19 protein-coding genes and 1 riboswitch are annotated in these 16024 nt (G+C 64.6%); of the genes, 8 read left to right on the top strand and 11 right to left on the bottom strand.

Annotation, left to right across the window (positions count from 1 at the left end; all coding sequences use genetic code 11):
- Positions 1 to 4: 4 nt before the first annotated feature.
- The 11 genes from BGI27_RS05150 to fliE form a co-directional block, all read right to left on the bottom strand.
- On the bottom strand, positions 5 to 472 hold the full coding sequence (locus tag BGI27_RS05150; RefSeq protein WP_095523826.1) for a flagellar basal body-associated FliL family protein: 468 nt from the start codon (positions 470 to 472) through the stop codon (positions 5 to 7).
- Positions 469 to 1659, bottom strand: coding sequence for a flagellar hook-length control protein FliK (locus BGI27_RS05155; RefSeq protein WP_095523827.1), 1191 nt, complete (start codon positions 1657 to 1659; stop codon positions 469 to 471). The genes BGI27_RS05150 and BGI27_RS05155 overlap by 4 nt, the downstream gene beginning before the upstream one ends.
- Positions 1656 to 1964 carry a flagellar protein FliT gene (fliT, locus tag BGI27_RS05160; protein WP_095523828.1) on the bottom strand — a complete coding sequence of 103 codons (309 nt, stop codon included), beginning with the start codon at positions 1962 to 1964 and terminating at the stop codon, positions 1656 to 1658. Before fliT ends, BGI27_RS05155 begins: the two co-directional genes overlap by 4 nt.
- The gene (fliS, locus tag BGI27_RS05165) at positions 1957 to 2352 is read right to left on the bottom strand and encodes a flagellar export chaperone FliS (RefSeq protein WP_095523829.1); all 396 of its coding nucleotides are present in this window, start codon (positions 2350 to 2352) and stop codon (positions 1957 to 1959) included. The genes fliT and fliS overlap by 8 nt, the downstream gene beginning before the upstream one ends.
- A gap of 19 nt (positions 2353 to 2371) precedes the next feature.
- Complete coding sequence (fliD, locus tag BGI27_RS05170) at positions 2372 to 3724, bottom strand: flagellar filament capping protein FliD (RefSeq protein WP_095523830.1); 1353 nt, start codon at positions 3722 to 3724, stop codon at positions 2372 to 2374.
- A 99-nt stretch (positions 3725 to 3823) separates the two neighbouring features.
- Complete coding sequence (fliJ, locus tag BGI27_RS05175) at positions 3824 to 4276, bottom strand: flagellar export protein FliJ (protein ID WP_095523831.1); 453 nt, start codon at positions 4274 to 4276, stop codon at positions 3824 to 3826.
- Positions 4277 to 4280: 4 nt separating this feature from the next.
- Positions 4281 to 4856 (bottom strand): hypothetical protein, encoded by a 576-nt coding sequence (locus BGI27_RS18840; RefSeq protein ID WP_272896531.1) that lies wholly within the window; start codon positions 4854 to 4856, stop codon positions 4281 to 4283.
- Positions 4857 to 5162: 306 nt separating this feature from the next.
- Positions 5163 to 5843, bottom strand: coding sequence for a flagellar assembly protein FliH (gene fliH / locus BGI27_RS05185; RefSeq protein ID WP_095523832.1), 681 nt, complete (start codon positions 5841 to 5843; stop codon positions 5163 to 5165).
- Positions 5840 to 6868 carry a flagellar motor switch protein FliG gene (locus BGI27_RS05190; protein ID WP_095523833.1) on the bottom strand — a complete coding sequence of 343 codons (1029 nt, stop codon included), beginning with the start codon at positions 6866 to 6868 and terminating at the stop codon, positions 5840 to 5842. The genes fliH and BGI27_RS05190 overlap by 4 nt, the downstream gene beginning before the upstream one ends.
- Positions 6852 to 8525: a flagellar basal-body MS-ring/collar protein FliF gene (gene fliF / locus BGI27_RS05195; RefSeq protein ID WP_095523834.1), complete on the bottom strand. Its 1674-nt coding sequence runs from the start codon at positions 8523 to 8525 to the stop codon at positions 6852 to 6854. Before fliF ends, BGI27_RS05190 begins: the two co-directional genes overlap by 17 nt.
- A gap of 19 nt (positions 8526 to 8544) precedes the next feature.
- Positions 8545 to 8880 (bottom strand): flagellar hook-basal body complex protein FliE, encoded by a 336-nt coding sequence (gene fliE / locus BGI27_RS05200; RefSeq protein ID WP_095523835.1) that lies wholly within the window; start codon positions 8878 to 8880, stop codon positions 8545 to 8547.
- A gap of 525 nt (positions 8881 to 9405) precedes the next feature.
- A riboswitch (cyclic di-GMP riboswitch) is annotated at positions 9406 to 9493 on the bottom strand.
- A 317-nt stretch (positions 9494 to 9810) separates the two neighbouring features.
- Here fliE and BGI27_RS05205 point away from each other — a divergent pair.
- The 8 genes from BGI27_RS05205 to BGI27_RS05235 are packed head-to-tail and all read left to right on the top strand — an operon-like array spanning position 9811 to position 16007.
- Positions 9811 to 10674: a FliM/FliN family flagellar motor switch protein gene (locus BGI27_RS05205; protein ID WP_095523836.1), complete on the top strand. Its 864-nt coding sequence runs from the start codon at positions 9811 to 9813 to the stop codon at positions 10672 to 10674.
- A 2-nt stretch (positions 10675 to 10676) separates the two neighbouring features.
- On the top strand, positions 10677 to 11036 hold the full coding sequence (locus BGI27_RS05210; RefSeq protein WP_095523837.1) for a FliM/FliN family flagellar motor switch protein: 360 nt from the start codon (positions 10677 to 10679) through the stop codon (positions 11034 to 11036).
- Positions 11033 to 11770, top strand: a complete 738-nt coding sequence (locus BGI27_RS05215) for a flagellar type III secretion system pore protein FliP (RefSeq protein WP_095523838.1) — start codon at positions 11033 to 11035, stop codon at positions 11768 to 11770. Before BGI27_RS05210 ends, BGI27_RS05215 begins: the two co-directional genes overlap by 4 nt.
- 19 nt (positions 11771 to 11789) lie before the next feature.
- Positions 11790 to 12062, top strand: a complete 273-nt coding sequence (fliQ, locus tag BGI27_RS05220) for a flagellar biosynthesis protein FliQ (protein ID WP_095523839.1) — start codon at positions 11790 to 11792, stop codon at positions 12060 to 12062.
- Positions 12063 to 12073: 11 nt separating this feature from the next.
- The gene (gene fliR / locus BGI27_RS05225) at positions 12074 to 12844 is read left to right on the top strand and encodes a flagellar biosynthetic protein FliR (RefSeq protein WP_095523840.1); all 771 of its coding nucleotides are present in this window, start codon (positions 12074 to 12076) and stop codon (positions 12842 to 12844) included.
- Between the two features lies 1 nt (position 12845).
- Positions 12846 to 13364, top strand: a complete 519-nt coding sequence (locus BGI27_RS18465) for an EscU/YscU/HrcU family type III secretion system export apparatus switch protein (RefSeq protein WP_263406605.1) — start codon at positions 12846 to 12848, stop codon at positions 13362 to 13364.
- Positions 13361 to 13987 carry an EscU/YscU/HrcU family type III secretion system export apparatus switch protein gene (locus tag BGI27_RS18470; protein ID WP_263406606.1) on the top strand — a complete coding sequence of 209 codons (627 nt, stop codon included), beginning with the start codon at positions 13361 to 13363 and terminating at the stop codon, positions 13985 to 13987. Before BGI27_RS18465 ends, BGI27_RS18470 begins: the two co-directional genes overlap by 4 nt.
- Positions 13988 to 14006: 19 nt before the next feature.
- The gene (locus tag BGI27_RS05235; protein ID WP_095523841.1) at positions 14007 to 16007 is read left to right on the top strand and encodes a flagellar biosynthesis protein FlhA; all 2001 of its coding nucleotides are present in this window, start codon (positions 14007 to 14009) and stop codon (positions 16005 to 16007) included.
- Positions 16008 to 16024: the final 17 nt, after the last annotated feature.

Here is a 16024-nt window from a genome sequence, read left to right on the forward strand (position 1 = left end):
CCGCCTACTCGATGATCAGCTTGCTGATCAGCGCTTCGACGAAGGGCTGCTCGGCATTGTCGCGGGCGTAGCCTTCGGTGAAGGCCCGGTTGACGTCGACCGTCAGATCGTCGATCGACTTGTTCAGCGCTTCCTCCAGGGTGTAGGCGGACAGCGCCTTCACCGCGATGCTGCGCAGCAGCGGCAGGTGTTCCTTGGTGTGCTTCTCGGCCTTTTCCTCGGCCTTGAACACCAGATCCATCGCCAGGTAGTGCGACATCGGTGCGCCGGAATCGCTGCGCAACATGACGATCACCTTGTCCAGGCTCACGTACTTGTAGTTGCGCTTGTCCTTTTCCACGGCGGGAGCCGGGGTCTCGCCCGCCACTGCGGGCGCGCGGGCGCGCAGCAGCCACCAGGCGCCGCCGGCGCCAGCGCCGGCCAGCAGCACGCCGGCGATCAGAAACAGCAGGATCAGCTTCAGTTTGTTCATGCCGCCTGCTCCTGCTCGCCGGAACCGTTACGGGCCGACTCATCGCGGTCGTCGGCTTCCGCCAGGGCTTGGCCCGGCGCTTCCCGCTGCGCTCCTTGCTGCTGGCGCTGACGTCCGTCGGCCGAGGCTTCACCGAACAGGCTGCGCGAGGCCGAGGATTCCTCAACCTGCACGGAGACTTCGCCCTGATGGCGGACCGAGAGGTCCTGGCGCAGTTGTTCGCCGATGCCCTGCAACTGGCGCAGCACCTCTTGGTGCGTGGCGGAGAGCTGTACCGTCAGCGCGCCGTTCTCGTGGCGGATACCGATTTCGATGCGCCCCAGGCTGGGCGGATCGAGGCGGATCGTGGCCTGATCCAGGGTGTGTGTGGATTGCAGTTGCAGGCGTTCGCCCAGTGCCTGCATCAAGGGCTCGCGCCACTGCGAACTCTCGGTGCCGGCCAGCTTGAGCACGGCGACGCCGCTCTGTGTCACCGTGGACGTTCCTGTCGCATTCCCCTGCATGACAGGTGCAAGGTCGGCGTCGACCTGTGCAGCGGCTTCGGCACCCCCGGTTTTCAGCGCCGCCACGCTTCCGGCGGCCGCTGCCGGTGATGCGGCAGCCTTGGTGGCGACACCTGGCAATTCGATGGCCTTCACCTGACGCAAGGCTTCGCTTTCAGCCTCATCAGGCACGGCGGCGCCCGTGGACGCGGCAAGGAACTCCGTGCCGGCATCTTCGGTGGCGAGGTTCTGTGCTGGTCGTGGCGTCACCTGCGGCATGGCCGCCGCCTGGGAAACGCCGCCCTCCACTTCGCCCGTGGCGGGCAAGGCGCCAGCCGGGGCGCTTTCCCCGTCACCGCCCTGCGCCACGGCATCCAGCTGGCGCATCACGAGATTCACCGTGAGCATCACCGCTTCGGGCAACAGCCCTTGCACCGGGGCAAGCACCTGCGGAGTGCTGCCATCCGTCTGCGGGGCGTCTTCATCGGATCCTGCATGGGGTACGCCCGGCACCTGCGCCGGCTGTAGCAGGCGCTCCGCATCCCCGGTATCAGCCTCGCCATAGCCGATCAGCGCGGCATCCAGCGCCGCACCGAAATCCATGCCGGCGAGCGATGTGCCTTCCGCCTCCGGCTGGCCGATCTGCAGCAGGATCTGCACGGTGCTGGCGGGCGTGGAGGGCTGCCCCGTGGATATTGTCGTCATAGGAATTGATCCCCTTCGTCATTCACTGCATAGGCCGTCCACGCTTCACGCCGGTCACGCATGTCGGCCAGGCGGGCGTCGAGCCGTACGGTTTCCCGACGGCAGCGCGACAGGGCTTCCGCATGCACGCGGCGCAGGTACCCGAGTGCCTGCTGCTCGCCCGCGGAAGGCGGGGCGGCAGGCGGCAGGCGGCGCAGTGCGACGGCCACTTCGGCATCCAGTCGCGCAACGGTCTCCCAGTCCTCGCGGACCGTGGCCTGGCCGAGGCGTTGTGCCAGTTCGCGCAGCGCCTGTGCTTCAGCCATTTTTTGCCTGGACGCTCTGCCAGCCTTCACGCAAGGTCTGCAGGATCGCGACGACCTCGTCGATCTTGCCGGGGTCCAGTGCCACGCCGGCCTGATGGAGATGCTCCGCGCAGAATGCGTAGAGCCGTTCAAGATTGGCCACGACCTCGCCGCCGGCATCCATGTCGAGGGCGCTGGACAACCCGTTGAGCATGCCGATGGCGCGCTCCAGGCTGCGGGCCTTGAGCTCGAAGCGGCGGGCCTCGATATGGGCCCGTGCACGCGCCAGCTCGTCGAGCAGGCCATCCATCAGCAACAACACCAGTTGCACGGGAGATGCCTGGGCTGTCTGCGCATCGACATTGACTGTCTGATAGCTCTGGTAAGCGTCGTAAGCGAGTGTGGTCATGTCCGTCCCTGTGAAGGCATCAACTGCTGCTGCTACTGCTGCTGGTGCCGAAGTAGGCGTCGAAGATGCTGGAGGTGTATTCCATCTGGGTTTGCAGGGTCTGCAGCGCGGTGTATTGGACGAGGTAGCGGTTGTAGGCGCGCTCGTAGTTTTCGTCGATGCGGGTCTGGCGCGTGTCCAAGCGGCTCTGAGTGCGCTCCACGGAGTCCTTGCGAGATTTGATCAGCCCGTTGGTGCTGTTGGTCCAGAGCTCCAGATAGGTGGTGAAATCCCCGAGCACGCCGCTGCGGCTGCCCTTGGTGGTACTGCCGAAGAGGGAATCCAGACCATCGGGATTCTTGGCCAGCGCAGCTTCCAGCTTGTCGCTGTCCAGAGAGATGCTGCCGTCCTTGCTGGTGGTGATGCCGTAGGTCATCAGGCTGACGCCATCGACGGATTCCCGCAGGATGCTCGACAAGCGCGAACGCAGGGCGCGGATGCCGGAATCCGAGGCGAAGGCGGCGGAATCCGTGGTGGAGCTGCCGTTGGCGGTCAGCGTGTCGAGGATCTTTTCCAGTGCGTTGTACGCATCCACGAAGGACTGCAGATTGGCCGTGGTACCGCTGAGGTCGCTGTCGACCGACAGGGTGATGGCGGAGGTGCTGGCCTTGGTGAGCGTCAGCGTGACGCCGCTGATCGCCGTGAAGGTGTTGCTGGATTGCTCCAGTTTGATACCGGTATCCTTGTCGCCCAGCCAGACGATGGCGTCCTGTGCGGCCACCAGCTCCTTGCTGGAGGACAAGGCGGTCTTCAGATCACCGTCCGGCAGGCCGCTGACATCGACGCTGATCGCGCCGGCCGTGCCGCTTTCACCGGCACTGAGGATGAGCTGGCTCTTGTTCCCCACGGTCACCACCGAAGCGACGACCTTGCCGTTGTTATTGTCGGCCTGGTTGATCGCACGCGCGATCTCTGCCGGGGTGAGTTTGCCGTCACCGTCGGCATCCGCGGTCTGCAGATCCAGGCTGATGCTGGAGCCGTCGCCCAGGGTGATCACCAGGGGGCTGTCTGCATAGACGTCCAGCTCCGCCGGCAGATCCTGGAATGCGATCTGGTGGGTCGTGGCGATCTGCTCGACGTACAGGGAATAGGTGCCGCTGGCCGCGCTGCTGCTGGCGCTTGCCGTGAGCGCGGAAGAGTCGCTCACCGTCGCGGTGTTCGCAACCATCCCTTTCTGGCCGGACAGCGTGGCCAGGGCGGATTGCAGCTTGGTCAGCGCGCTGGCGGTTGCCGTGGCGCGCGTGCTTTCCGTATCCAGCTGGTCCTGTGCGTTCTGTACGTACAGGGTGGCCAGCGAATAGGCCATTGAGGTGGGGTCGATATCAGTCGCCATGAGGTGCTCCTGCAAAGGGGGAATGGAACCTGCCCTTTGAAAGGGCGACCCGATCGGCCGCACACTGAAATGGCATCTGGATGGCCCGCCTGCCCTGCTTCATCGCACCCCCCTCAGCCAGGCTTGCGTGGCCAGTTCGTCCTGCTGCTTCTGTTCGCGCACGTTTTCCTCGCGCTGCAGGCCCGCACGGCGGCGCTCCAGCGTCTGCTCCAGCGCTTCGTGCCTGTGCATCGCCTGCATCAGCGCGGTCTGCGCCAGACGCATGTCCGCCTGATGCAGCTGCAGCTCGAGGCGGTGTTCGGCTGCCATCTGCAGCACCGCCTGCTTGTAGTCACCCCGGTTCTGCGACAGCACGGAAAGCTGCCCCACGCCCTGGCGGGCACTCGCACCGGCGCTCTCGCTCAGCGCCTCCAGCCGCTCCAGATTGGCGCGATAGCGCGCTTCCGTCGCCTGCTTAACGGCCAGTTCGGCCTGACGCTCATCCTTTTCCCGCTCGCGCAGTTCGGTGGCCATGCTCAGGCCGCGCAGCTTGCGTTCCGCTACCTTGTTCATTGCGTCAGCTCCTCGAGGCGGGCCAGCGTGTCGGCCAGCGGCGCGGCTTCGTGCGTGCCCTGGCAGAGGAAGGATTCGATCCCAGTGCCAGTGCCACTTCGCGGCGCGCCATGGCGTAGCGCGTGAGCGAGTCGACGAGCAGCAGCACATGCTGGCCCTGATCGCGGAAATGCGCGGCGATGGCATGGCACAGCTCGGTAGCGCGGATGCGCATCAGCGGCGACTCGTCGGCCGGCGCGGTGACCACCACGGCACGCGCCAGCCCTTCGGCACCCAGCGACATGTCGATGAATTCACGCACTTCGCGGCCGCGCTCGCCGATCAGGCCGACCACCACCACGTCGGCCACGGTCTGGCGCGTGATCAGGCCGAGCAACACGCTCTTGCCCACGCCGCTGCCGGCCATCAGGCCGACGCGCTGGCCACGCCCCAGCGTGAGCAGGCCGTTGATGGCGCGCACACCCACGTCCAGGATTTCGCGTACCGGCTGCTTGCGCAGCGGATTCACGCGCGGCGGCGTCGGGTCCAGCGGCTGCTCGCCCCCCAGGGCCGAGTCCGTCCAGCGGCTCGCCCAGGCCATTGACGATGCGCCCCAGCCAGGAGGGACCGATCATCAAGCCCTGTGCGTCCGGCGCAGGCAGCACGCGCGCGCCGGTGGCAAGCCCTTCGGCATGCTTGAAGGGCATCAGATACGAGACTTCGTTGCGGAAGCCCACCACCTGCGCCGCGATCCATTCGCCCGAAGCCGTCTCGATGCGGCAGCGCTGCCCGGTCTGCAACAGACAGCCGGTGCATTCGAGCAGCAGCCCGGTGGCTCCGACCAGTCGCCCGGTATGCGTGGCGACCGGCACTTCACCGAGTTCGAGCTTGCGCAGCGCGGCAGCGATCATGACGCCTGCCCTTCTTCTGCCGTCGGCAGCAGTTGCGTGCTGACCTGCTCGATACAGGCGGCAAGACGCTGGCGACAGCCCGCGTCGGCTTCGTGTCCATCGGCGCTGACGCGGCATTCGCCGGGCTCCAGGCGCGCATCGGGAATCAGTGTCCAGCGTGCGGCACGCTCCGGCGCCAGTTCGCGGATGCGCTCCAGCTCTTCGGGATTCAGGTAGACCTCGACACCTTCGCGCGCTGGCGGCATGGTCGCCAGGGTCTCGTCGACCAGCGTCAGCAGTTGCACCGGCTGCAGGGCGAGTTCGCTGCGGATGACCTGGCGGGCCACCTTGGCCACCAGCTCCACCACTTCCTTGCGCAGTGCGCCCTGATAGTCGGCCTGCAATTGCTGCAAGGCTTCCAGCATCGCGTCCAGCGGCTGCGCCAGGGACTCGAAGCGTGCCTGCACCTCGCGCCGGGCCATCTCGCGCCCTTCGCGCGCGCCCTCGCTACGCCCCAATGCGAGCCCGTCCTGGCGCCCCTGCTCGAAGCCGCTGTCATGCCCCTCGCGATAGCCGCGATCCATGCCCTCCTTGAAGGCCTCCGCGTGGGAGTACTGGATCTGTGCCATACCGGCTGCCGGCAGGCCGACGGCCAGCTGGGACAAGGGCGGGAAGCGGTGGGGGCGCATGTTCTTCATTCGACCGTGGCCTCGGCGAACAGCAGGATCTCGATTTCGCCGGCATCGGCCAGATCCTTGACCTGCGCCATGATCTCTTCGCGCGCCTGCTCCACGCGGCTGCGCGGCACCGGGCCGCTGCCGCGCATGAGCTCTTCGAAGCTCTGTGCCTGGCGTCGCGGCATGGCTTGCAGGATGGTGTCGCGTACGGTGGGCTCGGCGCCCTTGAGTGCGATGGCCCACTGCTCCAGCGGCACTTCGTCGATGAGCCAGGTGATGACGGCATCGTTCTGCCGCGAGAGGATGAAGAAGTCGTACATGCTGACTTCGATCTCGGACACCACGGCCGGATCGTGCGCGCGCAGCAGCTCCACCATCTGCTGGCGATTGCCAGGCAGACGATTGATGATCTCGGCAGCCTGACGCACCCCCTCGACGCTGGTGCTCTGCAGCCCCAGGCTTTCCAGGCAACGGCTGACCACTTCGTCGAGTTCGATCAGCAAGTCACGGTCGACCTCCTTCAGGCGCGCGACGTTGATCAGTACCAGATCTCGGTTCTCTTGCGGCAACGCATCCAGCACCTCGCCGGCCAGCGCCGGCGGCAGGAAGGCGAGGAATACCGCCTGCATGCGCACGTGTTCGTGCGCGATGCGGTCCGCCAGCCATTTCGACGAGGCCCATTGCAGCCGCGCCATCTTCGGCCGGATCGCATCGCCGTAGATGTTGTTGAGCACGCTGTTGGCGATATCGGCCCCCAGCGCCAGATCCAGCGAGCGCTTGAGATAGGAGCGCGAGGCGCCATGCACGCCGCTCTGCTCGCGATAGTCGTCGAAGAAATGCTGCAGTGAATTGCGCACGGCTTCGACCTTGATGCCGCTGATGCGCAACATGACCTGCGTGACTTCCAGCAGCTCTTCGCGCGACAGACAGCGCAGTACCGCAGCGGCAGGCTCCTCGCCCATCGACAGCAGCACGATGGCCGCCTGCTCGATCAGGTTCAGCGTCGGCCCCGGGATGATCGGGTCGGCATTATTCAGGTCGGCCATGGCGGTTCACCCATTGCTTCACGACTTCGGCGACACGCTCCGGCTCCTTGGAAGCCAGAACCCTGAGGTGATCGACCATCACGTCCACCGGCGAACCGGCAGGGGGCAGGTCATAGTCTTCGAGCAACGAGGTCACGGCATTGCCGCCTTCCGGCGTGGCCGTGGCCTCGGGCGCGCCCAGCGCGGGCGCATGGATGTCGGTGGGTGGCCCCGGTGGAATCGGCCTGGGCACTTCCTGCAGATCCACCACTTCACGCGGTGCGTCCGGCGCGATGGCCTGACGGGCCAGCCTGAGTACCGGCCGCACGATGAACAGGAAAGCCAGCAGGGCGGCCAGTGCATACGCGGCCCAAGAACCCATCTCGACGACGTTTTCGCGTTCCTGCCACCACGGAACGGCAGCCACCGGCGCGGGGAAGGGCAGGGCGGACACGGTCAGCCGGTCACCCCGCGTGGCATCGATGCCCAGACCGCTGCGCAGCAGCTTCTCCACATTGGCGATGGCAGCAGGCTCCCACGCCTTGCCACCGGGCGCCGCCGCGCTGTTGAGCACCACGGCCACGGAGAGCTTGTTGAGACGGCCTCGCGCGCGCTGCGTCTGGGTGACGCTGCGGTCGTAGGCATATTGGCGCGTGTGCGCATTGCGCTGCGAGGTGTTGCCCTCGGGCTCCTCGCCTTCCGGCGTGTTCACCGCCACCGGGCGATTGCTCAGCGAACCGGGTACGCCCAGCGCCAGCGGATTGCGCCCGGCCTCGGTACGCACGGCCTCATTGGTGAGGCGCGGTGCCTCACCGTAGCGCTCCACGGTTTCCTGCACCTTGTCGTTGTCGACCTCGGCGGTGACGCTGGCGCGGTAGTTGCCGTTACCCAGCACCGGCGCCAGCAGGGCATCCACATTGCGCCGCGTCTCGTCCTGATAATGCTTGGCGGCATCGCTGACCACGCCGCCTTCGAAACCTTCGACCGGATCGACGCGTGCAGAAAGATAGTTGCCGGCCTGATCGACCACCGAGACTTTGCGCGGATCCAGATTGGCCACGCTGTTGGCGACCAGATTGATGATTGCCGCGATCTGTTCCGGATTCAGAGTGCGCCCGGCCTTCAGCGTGAGCATCACGGAGGCGGAGCTCTTGTCGCCCTCGGCCAGCACGAAGGAACTGGAGCGCGCGATGGACAGATGCACGCGCGCGGCAGCCACGGCATCCAGACTCATGATGCTCTGGCGCAGCTCGCCTTCGAGGCCGCGGCGGAAGCGTACGTCCTGCACGAACTGGCTGACGCCGAGCGGATCGTTGCGATCCATCAGCTCGAGCCCCTCGGGCAGCTTCGCCACCACGCCCTTGGAAGCCAGCAGCATGCGCACCTGCCCCAGCTTGCCTTCCGGCACCAGCAGCTGGCCGCTGTCCGGATGAACGCGGTAGGCAATACCGGCAGCATCGAGCACGCTGACCATGTCCGCCACGGCGACATTCTCGCGGCTGCCGAACACCGGCTTGTAACTGGCTTGGTCGCGCCAGAGGAAGAGGGATACCAGAGCGGTGATGCCGATGGCCAGGAGCACCAGCGGCAACAGGTTGCGCCAGAACTCGGGCTTCGGACGGGGCAGGCCGCCTTCGGGGCGCAGCCAGCCAAGCGCGGGTTTGAGTGAGCTGATCACGTTGGGGTCTCCGCTGGCCTCAAAGCTGCAGCTTCAGCAGCTCATCCACGGCGCCCACGACCTTGTTGCGCACCTGCATGAGCATGGAGAAGGACAGGCCAGCCTCCTGGCTGGACAGCATCGCGCCGACCAGATCGTCGCTCTCGCCACTATCCACCGCAGCCATGCGTTCCCCTGCCAGTCGATCCTGTTCGTTCACCGACTGCACAGCCTGCCGGAATGCGTCCGGGAAACTCAGTGCCTCGGTTTCATTTCCCCCGGCCAGCGCGTCATGCAGCCGTGCCTGATTCTGGATCTGTGCCAGATCGGCCTGGATCTGCGTCGCCATCGACGATCCCGTATTTTCGATTGCCATGTCTTACCTCACATCCGTCATTCAACAGCAACCACATGCTATTACTTTCGATTTATTCAGGACAAAGGAATCCCTGCGGATGGATTTACACAGACATGTAAATGAATCCGTATGGCGAAGAACGAGGGAGGTGTACACAATCGACGGAAGCCAAATATTCCGTTGAATGACACGCGCCTGTCAGATCAATTCCGGGTCACGAACAATCAATTATCAAAAGTAAAAGACAAGCCCTCCCCACCGCATGAAAATCCAGCGGTAAATTAAACTGCCAAAAATGAAATGCCACGGACGCGCAGACGGCAGGAATTCAAATGCCTGGCCTGCGGATTACCGGCGAGTTTCAGCGGACAAGAATTTCAGGATTCATGAGGAGCAGCCCCTGTGCAACGCAACAAAAGTGTGACAGACACACGCACACACGGGGCTGCAGCCGTCAGAACTGACGGCTAGACGAAACCGCCCGGCATCTTCCTGCATATCAAGCAGGCAGGGCCGTACGGCCGGATCGTTACAGTGATTCAGTCTGGCAACCCCGCTATCGTGGCCTTTTCAGGCGGTAGACCGGAGGCTTTGCGACCCCGCCTTTCGTGCGGGTGTGCCGGTATGTGAATTCAGTCTAAAGCAATGTAAAAAAGCTTTGCAAGTGTTTTCTGCGTTTTTGGCATTTTTTACAACTGCATGTGCATCGCAACAATCCCCTGAATTCATTTCACGCTCATGACAGCGACGCCAATACCCCGGCATTGAACGCATGTTTTTCACTCGAAACATGCCGGAGTTGAAATAAAGTGGACTCCAAAAAGGAACACACATAATTTAAAGATATGTAATCGCGTGACGATAAGGCGCGAAAGCCGGCGTGAATCTTTTGTCCAGCACGATTTGATTGCGCCGCCATTCCTATGTTTTCCGCAGGAAACCCCCAGGATGACAGAACGATCCGCGCCACGCGCGCAAGTGGAAATTCTCGATCCGCGTACGCTCGGCCGCCCCGTGCATCTGCTGAAGAGTTTCGCCGCCCTGTTCCGCGAGGATCTGGCCGAAGTCTTCCGGGGCAGCCTGAACCGCCGTTACCGGGCGTCCTTCCAGCTCGGCGAGGTGAGCATCCGCCAGTCCGACTCGCTACCGGGGCGCTGCCGCTGGTTTGCCTATACAAACGAGATCGGGCGCATCGGCGTGGCGCTCGAACGCCAGGTGCTGTTGTGCGTGCTCGACTATCGCTACGGCCCGCACGAGACGAAACAGGAAGGGGAAGCCAGTCGCGCGGCGCCACGCGAAACCTCCACGGAAGAACGTCTGGCGGCCATGCTGGGCCGCCAGTTCGTGTCGGCACTGGCCGAGCGCATCGAATGGCTGCCGGAGCATGGTGCCGCGCCGGAGATCCCACCCCAGTTTTCGGAAGCGCCCGGACAGACACCCCGCCCCGGCGCCTGGATGATCCGCGCAGAGATCCGCGAGCCCACGCGCGGCGTGGAGGGTGCGTTGTGGTTTTCGCTCGATGACGCGTGGATACAGCGTCTGCTCTCCCGGCTGGCGCCGGTGCGTGACGCAACCCGCCCACGAACGGACAACGGCAAACCTTTTCCGACACGCCTGCAACTGACCCTCGTTGCGCGCCTGCTGGAAACGGAGCTGCCGCTCGGCCGCCTGCTCGACACTCGGGTAGGCGATGTGATTCCGGTGAGCATGGGGACGACCGATGTGCTGATCGATGACTCGCGGCTGTTCACCGCGCGGGTCGCCGAGCACAAGGGAAAACTCTGCCTGACTGCCTTTGAAGACGTGGAGTAACTATGGATTCGCTCGATAACGACAAGCTGGACAGTCTGCTGTCCGAACTCGATGATGGTGTGCAGGACATCACCCCTGAAGACACGCCGCCTGCCGCGCCGCAACGCGCGCTCACGCAGCTGATGCGCAAGATCCCGGTAACGCTGACCCTGGAGGTGGGCGCCGCGCGCGTCTCGCTGCAGGAACTGATGGCGATCCGTGAGGACAGCGTGGTTGAGCTGGACACCCTGGCCGGCGAGCCGCTGGTGATCAAGGTGAACGGCACCACCATCGGCCGCGCCGAAGTGGTGGTCTCCGGCGAGAACTACGGGCTGAAGGTCGTCGAACTCAGCGACATGGATCTGGGCAGCCTGTCCGCATGAAACTGCGCGCAGCCTTGCCCTGCAGGGCACTCCTGCTGTCGCTCGCGCTGTTGCCGGGCGAGGCCCTGGCACAGGCGCTGAGCCTGCTCAGCAGCACCACGCAGGGCAATACCACGGAACTGACCGTGAAGACGCAGGTGCTCATCATCATGACGCTGCTCGGGCTGCTGCCCGCGATGGTGTTGATGATGACCAGCTTCACGCGCTTCGTGATCGTGCTTTCACTGCTGCGCCAGGCGCTGGGCCTGCAGCAGGGCCTGCCCAACCGCATCGTCACCGGAGTAGCCCTGATCCTGACGTTGCTGGTGATGCGCCCGGTGGGTGAGCACCTCTGCCCCTACGATCAGGAGCAGATCGGCCTGCAGGATGCACTGAAGATCTCCGAGCAGGCAATCTCGCGTTTCATGCTGGCGCAGACGAGCAAGAGCGCGCTGGCCCAGATGGCGCGACTGGCCGGCGCGGGCGAAGTGGCACAGCCGCAGGATTACCCCTTCACCGTGAAGCTTGCGGCCTTCGTGCTCAGCGAGCTGAAGACCGCTTTCCAGATCGGCTGCATGCTCTTCATCCCCTTTCTGGTCATCGACCTGGTGGTTTCCTCGGTGCTGATGGCGATGGGGATGATGATGCTTTCGCCACTGGTGATCTCGCTGCCGCTGAAGTTGCTGCTCTTCGTGCTGGTGGATGGCTGGACACTGACCGTGAATACCCTGGTCACCAGCGTGAGGGCATTCTGATGCGCCGCCGGAGCCCGCCATGCTGACGCCGGACATCGCCGCCGATCTCGTCGGCGAAGCCTTGCGCATCGTCACCGTGCTGGTCGCGGTGCTGATCGCCCCGGGCCTGATCGTCGGCTTGATCGTCAGCCTGTTCCAGGCCGCCACTCAGATCAACGAGCAGACCCTGAGCTTCCTGCCGCGCCTGCTCGCCACGCTGGCGGCGATCACCCTGCTCGGCCACTGGATCAGCAGCTACGTCATGGACTTCTGCATTTCCGTGTTCGAACGCGCGGCCACCCTGGTCGGCTGAAGGCAGACAGGATGAATGCGCTGTTCGACCAGCTGCTGACCACCCTGATCGCCCTCTGGTGGCCCTTCTGCCGCACGCTGGCAATGTTCTCCATGGCGCCGATACTGGGCGACAACATGGTGCCGGTGACGATACGTGTGCTGCTCTCCGCCGTGCTGGCCTTCGTCATGCTGCCGATCACCCAGGGCGGCGCGCTGATCGATCCGCTCTCGCTGCACGGCGTGGTGGCCACGCTGGAACAGGTGCTGATCGGCTTCGCCATCGGCCTGGCCTTCCATCTCGCGATGTCGGTGGTGACGGTACTCGGCCACCTGATCTCCTCGCAGATGGGCCTGATGATGGCGATGCTCAACGACCCCATGAGCGGCGCATCATCCGACGTCGTCTCCGGTCTGCTCTACATGCTGTGCATCCTGGTGTTCTTCGCCATCGACGGCCATCTGGTACTGGCCGGCGTGCTTGGCGAAAGCTTCCGTGCCTGGCCCGTGGGCAGCGGCATCCAGCTGCTGGCACTGAACCTGGTGGCACTGAACGTCGCCTGGGTGCTTTCCGCCGCCGTGTTGCTGGCGCTGCCGGTGGTGTTTTCGGCGCTGGTAGTGCAGATGGGCTTCGGCTTCCTCAACCGTGTGGCGCCCTCGTTCAACCTGTTTTCGCTGGGCTTCTCGCTGGTCACACTGTTCGGCCTGCTGATGCTCGCGCAGATCGTGCGCCTGGTGCCGGATCACTATATCCGGCTGACCCACAAGGTGCTGCAGATGCTGCGCCAGGCCATGGGGAGCTGACATGGCCGATCATTCGGACGAGGACAAAAGCGAGAAGGCTTCGGCACAGAAACTGCGCAAATCGCGCGAACAGGGCCAAATCGCACGCTCGCGCGACTGGGCGACCGCGGTCGGCCTGCTCGTCTGCATCAAGCTGCTGATGCTGCTGATGCCGCATTACCTGGAGGAATTCCGCCGCATCTTCGTCATCGGCTTCGCCACGCTGGAAGGCGATGGCACGCCGGACAACCTGTGGTCCGCCGCTTTCGCCGACACCATGCTGCTGCTGGTGAAGATGGTGCTGCCACTGTTCGTGATTCCGCTCTGCGTCTCGCTGGCCTCGCTGTATCCCGGTGGCTGGATCCTGGTCCTCACCAACCTGCAGCCCAAACTCGACCGGCTCAACCCGCTTTCCTACGCACAACGACTGATGAAGCCCAAGCACGTCACCGACGTGCTCACCGCGATGGCCAAGACCTTCGTGCTGTGCACTCTGGCATGTCTCACGCAGCACGCTGCGCGCCTATGTGAGCCTATGTGAACCTGCAAGCGCTGTCGCTGGACCAGGCTCTGCTGACCGGTGCCGGGCTGATGCTGGACGGCATTCTTGCGCTGTGCGCGGTATTCGTGATCTTCGCGCTGATCGATCTGCCGGTGCAGCACATGATCTTCATGCGCGAGCAGCGCATGAGCAAACGCGAGCTGAAGGAAGAGCACAAGACCAGCGAGGGCCGGCCCGAGGTGCGCCAGCGCATCCGCCAGTTGCAGCAGCAGATGGCCCGCCGCAGCGTGCGCAAACTGGTGCCCGACGCCAACGTGGTGATCGTGAACCCCGAGCACTACGCGGTGGCGCTCAAGTACGACGAAACCCGTGCCGACGCGCCTTTCGTGATCGCCAAGGGCGTGGACGAGATGGCGCTGTACATCGGCCGGATCGCGCGCGAACACGAAGTGGAAGTGGTGCCGCTGCCGCCGCTGGCGCGGGCGATCTACAACACCAGCCAGGTCAACCAGAAGATTCCCGCGCCGCTCTACAAGGCGGTGGCCGTGGTGCTCAGCTATGTGCTGCAGCTCAAAGCCTTCCGCAGCGGCCAGCGCCGCGCCGAACCCCAGTTGCCGGAGTCCTTGCCGATCTCCGCCCAATTCCTCAACGCCTATTCCTGAGCGAAACCCGGTCGAACCCATGAATGCACTGCGCCGACTGATCACCGATCTGGCCCGCCATCGCGTAGCCGCCCCGCTGTTCGTCATCCTGGTCAGCGTGAATGCGAAGCGGCCGCTGGATTTCTCGGTCTTCCCCACCGTCATCCTCGCCACCACGCTGATGCGCCTGACGCTGAACGTGGCTTCCACACGCGTGGTGCTGCTGCACGGCCACGAGGGCACGGCTTCCGCCGGCCAGGTCATCGAGGCTTTCGGCCACGTGGTGATCGGCGGCAATTTCGTGGTCGGCCTGGTGGTGTTCGTGATCCTGATGATCATCAACTTCATCGTGGTCACCAAGGGCGCGGAACGCATCTCGGAGGTGTCCGCGCGTTTCACGCTGGATGCCTTGCCCGGCAAGCAGATGGCCATCGATGCCGATCTCAATGCCGGCCTGATCAACCAGGAAAAGACCCAGCTGCGCCGCCGCGAAGTCGCCGCCGAAGCGGATTTCTATGGCGCCATGGACGGCGCCTCGAAGTTCGTGCGGGGCGATGCCATCGCCGGCATCCTGATCCTGCTCATCAACATGATCGGCGGCGTGGCCATCGGCGCACTGATGCACGACCTCACGCTGGGTGAAGCCTTTCGCCTCTATGCGCTGCTGACCATCGGCGACGGGCTGGTCGCGCAGATCCCCGCGCTACTGCTGTCGGCTGCCGCTGCCATCATCGTCACCCGCGTGGGCAGCGAATCGAAGGATTTCGAGCAGCAGGTCGGCGCCCAGCTGCTGGCCTCGCCCAGCGTGCTCTATGGGGCCGCCGGGCTGATGCTGATCCTCGGCGCCATTCCCGGCATGCCCTGGATGGTGTTCCTCGGCTTCGCCGGGGTGTTGGCCTTCGTGGCCTGGCGTATCGGCCGGCACCCCGCCCGGCCGGAAGAAGCGGATACCGGTGCCATCCAGAAAGCGTTGCTGACCGAGCCGCTGCCGGAATTCGACTGGCGCAGCCTGCCCTTCGTTGAAGTCATGAGCGTCACCGTGGGTTACAAGCTCGTGCGGCTGATCGACCATGAACATGGCGCGCCACTCGTGCAACGCATCAAGGGCATCCGCCAGAGCGTCAGCGAAAACATGGGTCTGCTGCTGCCCCCCATCGGCGTGCGCGACGATCTGGGGCTGAAGCCTGCTCAGTACGCCATCAAGCTCTCGGGGAGCAGCATCGCGCAAGGCGAGGTCTATGCCGACCACCTGATGACCATTCCCTCACCCCAGGTGTTCGGCGATCTGGATGGTATCCCCGGCGTGGAGCCGGCCTATGGCATGCCAGTGACCTGGATCGCGCCGGAGAACAAGGCCCATGCCCTGGGTCTGGGTTATCAGGTGGTGGACATTCCCAACATCATCGCCACCCACGTCGCCAAGATGGTGCGTGACCACCTGCCCGAACTGGTCCGCCACGAAGACGTGCCGGCACTGATGGAACGCCTGGCCGCCGTGGCCCCCAAACTTTCGGCCGCGCTGGACAAGGCGCTGACGCACACCCAGATGCTCAAGGTGTTCCGCGTGCTGCTGGCCGAGAACGTCTCGCTGAAGGACATCGTGCCGATTGCCACGGCGCTGCTCGAAAATGCCGAGCTCACCAAGGACCCCATCCTGCTCGCGGCCGAGGTGCGCTGCATATTGCGCCGGCAGATCGTGGCCGCGGTGAATGGCAACGGCAAGGAGCTCAGGGCCTTCAACCTCGGCGGAGAGCTGGAGAACATGCTACTGGGATCGCTGAACCAGGCCCGGCAGGGCGGCAAGGTGACACTGGACAACTACCCCATCGACCCGAACCTGCTTTCGCAGCTGCAGATGAACATGCCCGTCGTGCGCGAGCAGATGAAGCAGCAGGGCGGCACGCCGCTGCTGCTGGTGATGCCGCAGATCCGCCCCTTGCTGGCGCGCTATGCCCGCCTCTTCGCGCCCGGGCTCACGGTGCTTTCCTACAACGAAATCCCCGAACAGCTGGAAATCAGCATCATCGGCTCACTGGGCTAGAACGGACGCCAGCGTCG

The organism is Candidatus Dactylopiibacterium carminicum (genome assembly GCF_014736495.1).
GTDB classification, from domain to species: Bacteria; Pseudomonadota; Gammaproteobacteria; order Burkholderiales; family Rhodocyclaceae; genus Uliginosibacterium; species Uliginosibacterium carminicum.

Coding starts and splice junctions, on each gene's coding strand:
- fliS (WP_095523829.1), bottom strand. CDS start 2,352: ATGACCACACTCGCTTACGACGCTTACCAGAGCTATCAGACAGTCAAT.
- fliD (WP_095523830.1), bottom strand. CDS start 3,724: ATGGCGACTGATATCGACCCCACCTCAATGGCCTATTCGCTGGCCACC.
- BGI27_RS05215 (WP_095523838.1), top strand. CDS start 11,033: ATGAAACTGCGCGCAGCCTTGCCCTGCAGGGCACTCCTGCTGTCGCTC.
- BGI27_RS05190 (WP_095523833.1), bottom strand. CDS start 6,868: ATGGCCGACCTGAATAATGCCGACCCGATCATCCCGGGGCCGACGCTG.
- fliT (WP_095523828.1), bottom strand. CDS start 1,964: ATGGCTGAAGCACAGGCGCTGCGCGAACTGGCACAACGCCTCGGCCAG.
- BGI27_RS05205 (WP_095523836.1), top strand. CDS start 9,811: ATGACAGAACGATCCGCGCCACGCGCGCAAGTGGAAATTCTCGATCCG.
- BGI27_RS05155 (WP_095523827.1), bottom strand. CDS start 1,659: ATGACGACAATATCCACGGGGCAGCCCTCCACGCCCGCCAGCACCGTG.
- fliE (WP_095523835.1), bottom strand. CDS start 8,880: ATGGCAATCGAAAATACGGGATCGTCGATGGCGACGCAGATCCAGGCC.
- BGI27_RS05150 (WP_095523826.1), bottom strand. CDS start 472: ATGAACAAACTGAAGCTGATCCTGCTGTTTCTGATCGCCGGCGTGCTG.
- BGI27_RS18465 (WP_263406605.1), top strand. CDS start 12,846: ATGGCCGATCATTCGGACGAGGACAAAAGCGAGAAGGCTTCGGCACAG.
- BGI27_RS18840 (WP_272896531.1), bottom strand. CDS start 4,856: ATGGCCTGGGCGAGCCGCTGGACGGACTCGGCCCTGGGGGGCGAGCAG.
- fliJ (WP_095523831.1), bottom strand. CDS start 4,276: ATGAACAAGGTAGCGGAACGCAAGCTGCGCGGCCTGAGCATGGCCACC.
- BGI27_RS05235 (WP_095523841.1), top strand. CDS start 14,007: ATGAATGCACTGCGCCGACTGATCACCGATCTGGCCCGCCATCGCGTA.
- BGI27_RS05210 (WP_095523837.1), top strand. CDS start 10,677: ATGGATTCGCTCGATAACGACAAGCTGGACAGTCTGCTGTCCGAACTC.
- fliH (WP_095523832.1), bottom strand. CDS start 5,843: ATGAAGAACATGCGCCCCCACCGCTTCCCGCCCTTGTCCCAGCTGGCC.
- fliR (WP_095523840.1), top strand. CDS start 12,074: ATGAATGCGCTGTTCGACCAGCTGCTGACCACCCTGATCGCCCTCTGG.
- fliQ (WP_095523839.1), top strand. CDS start 11,790: ATGCTGACGCCGGACATCGCCGCCGATCTCGTCGGCGAAGCCTTGCGC.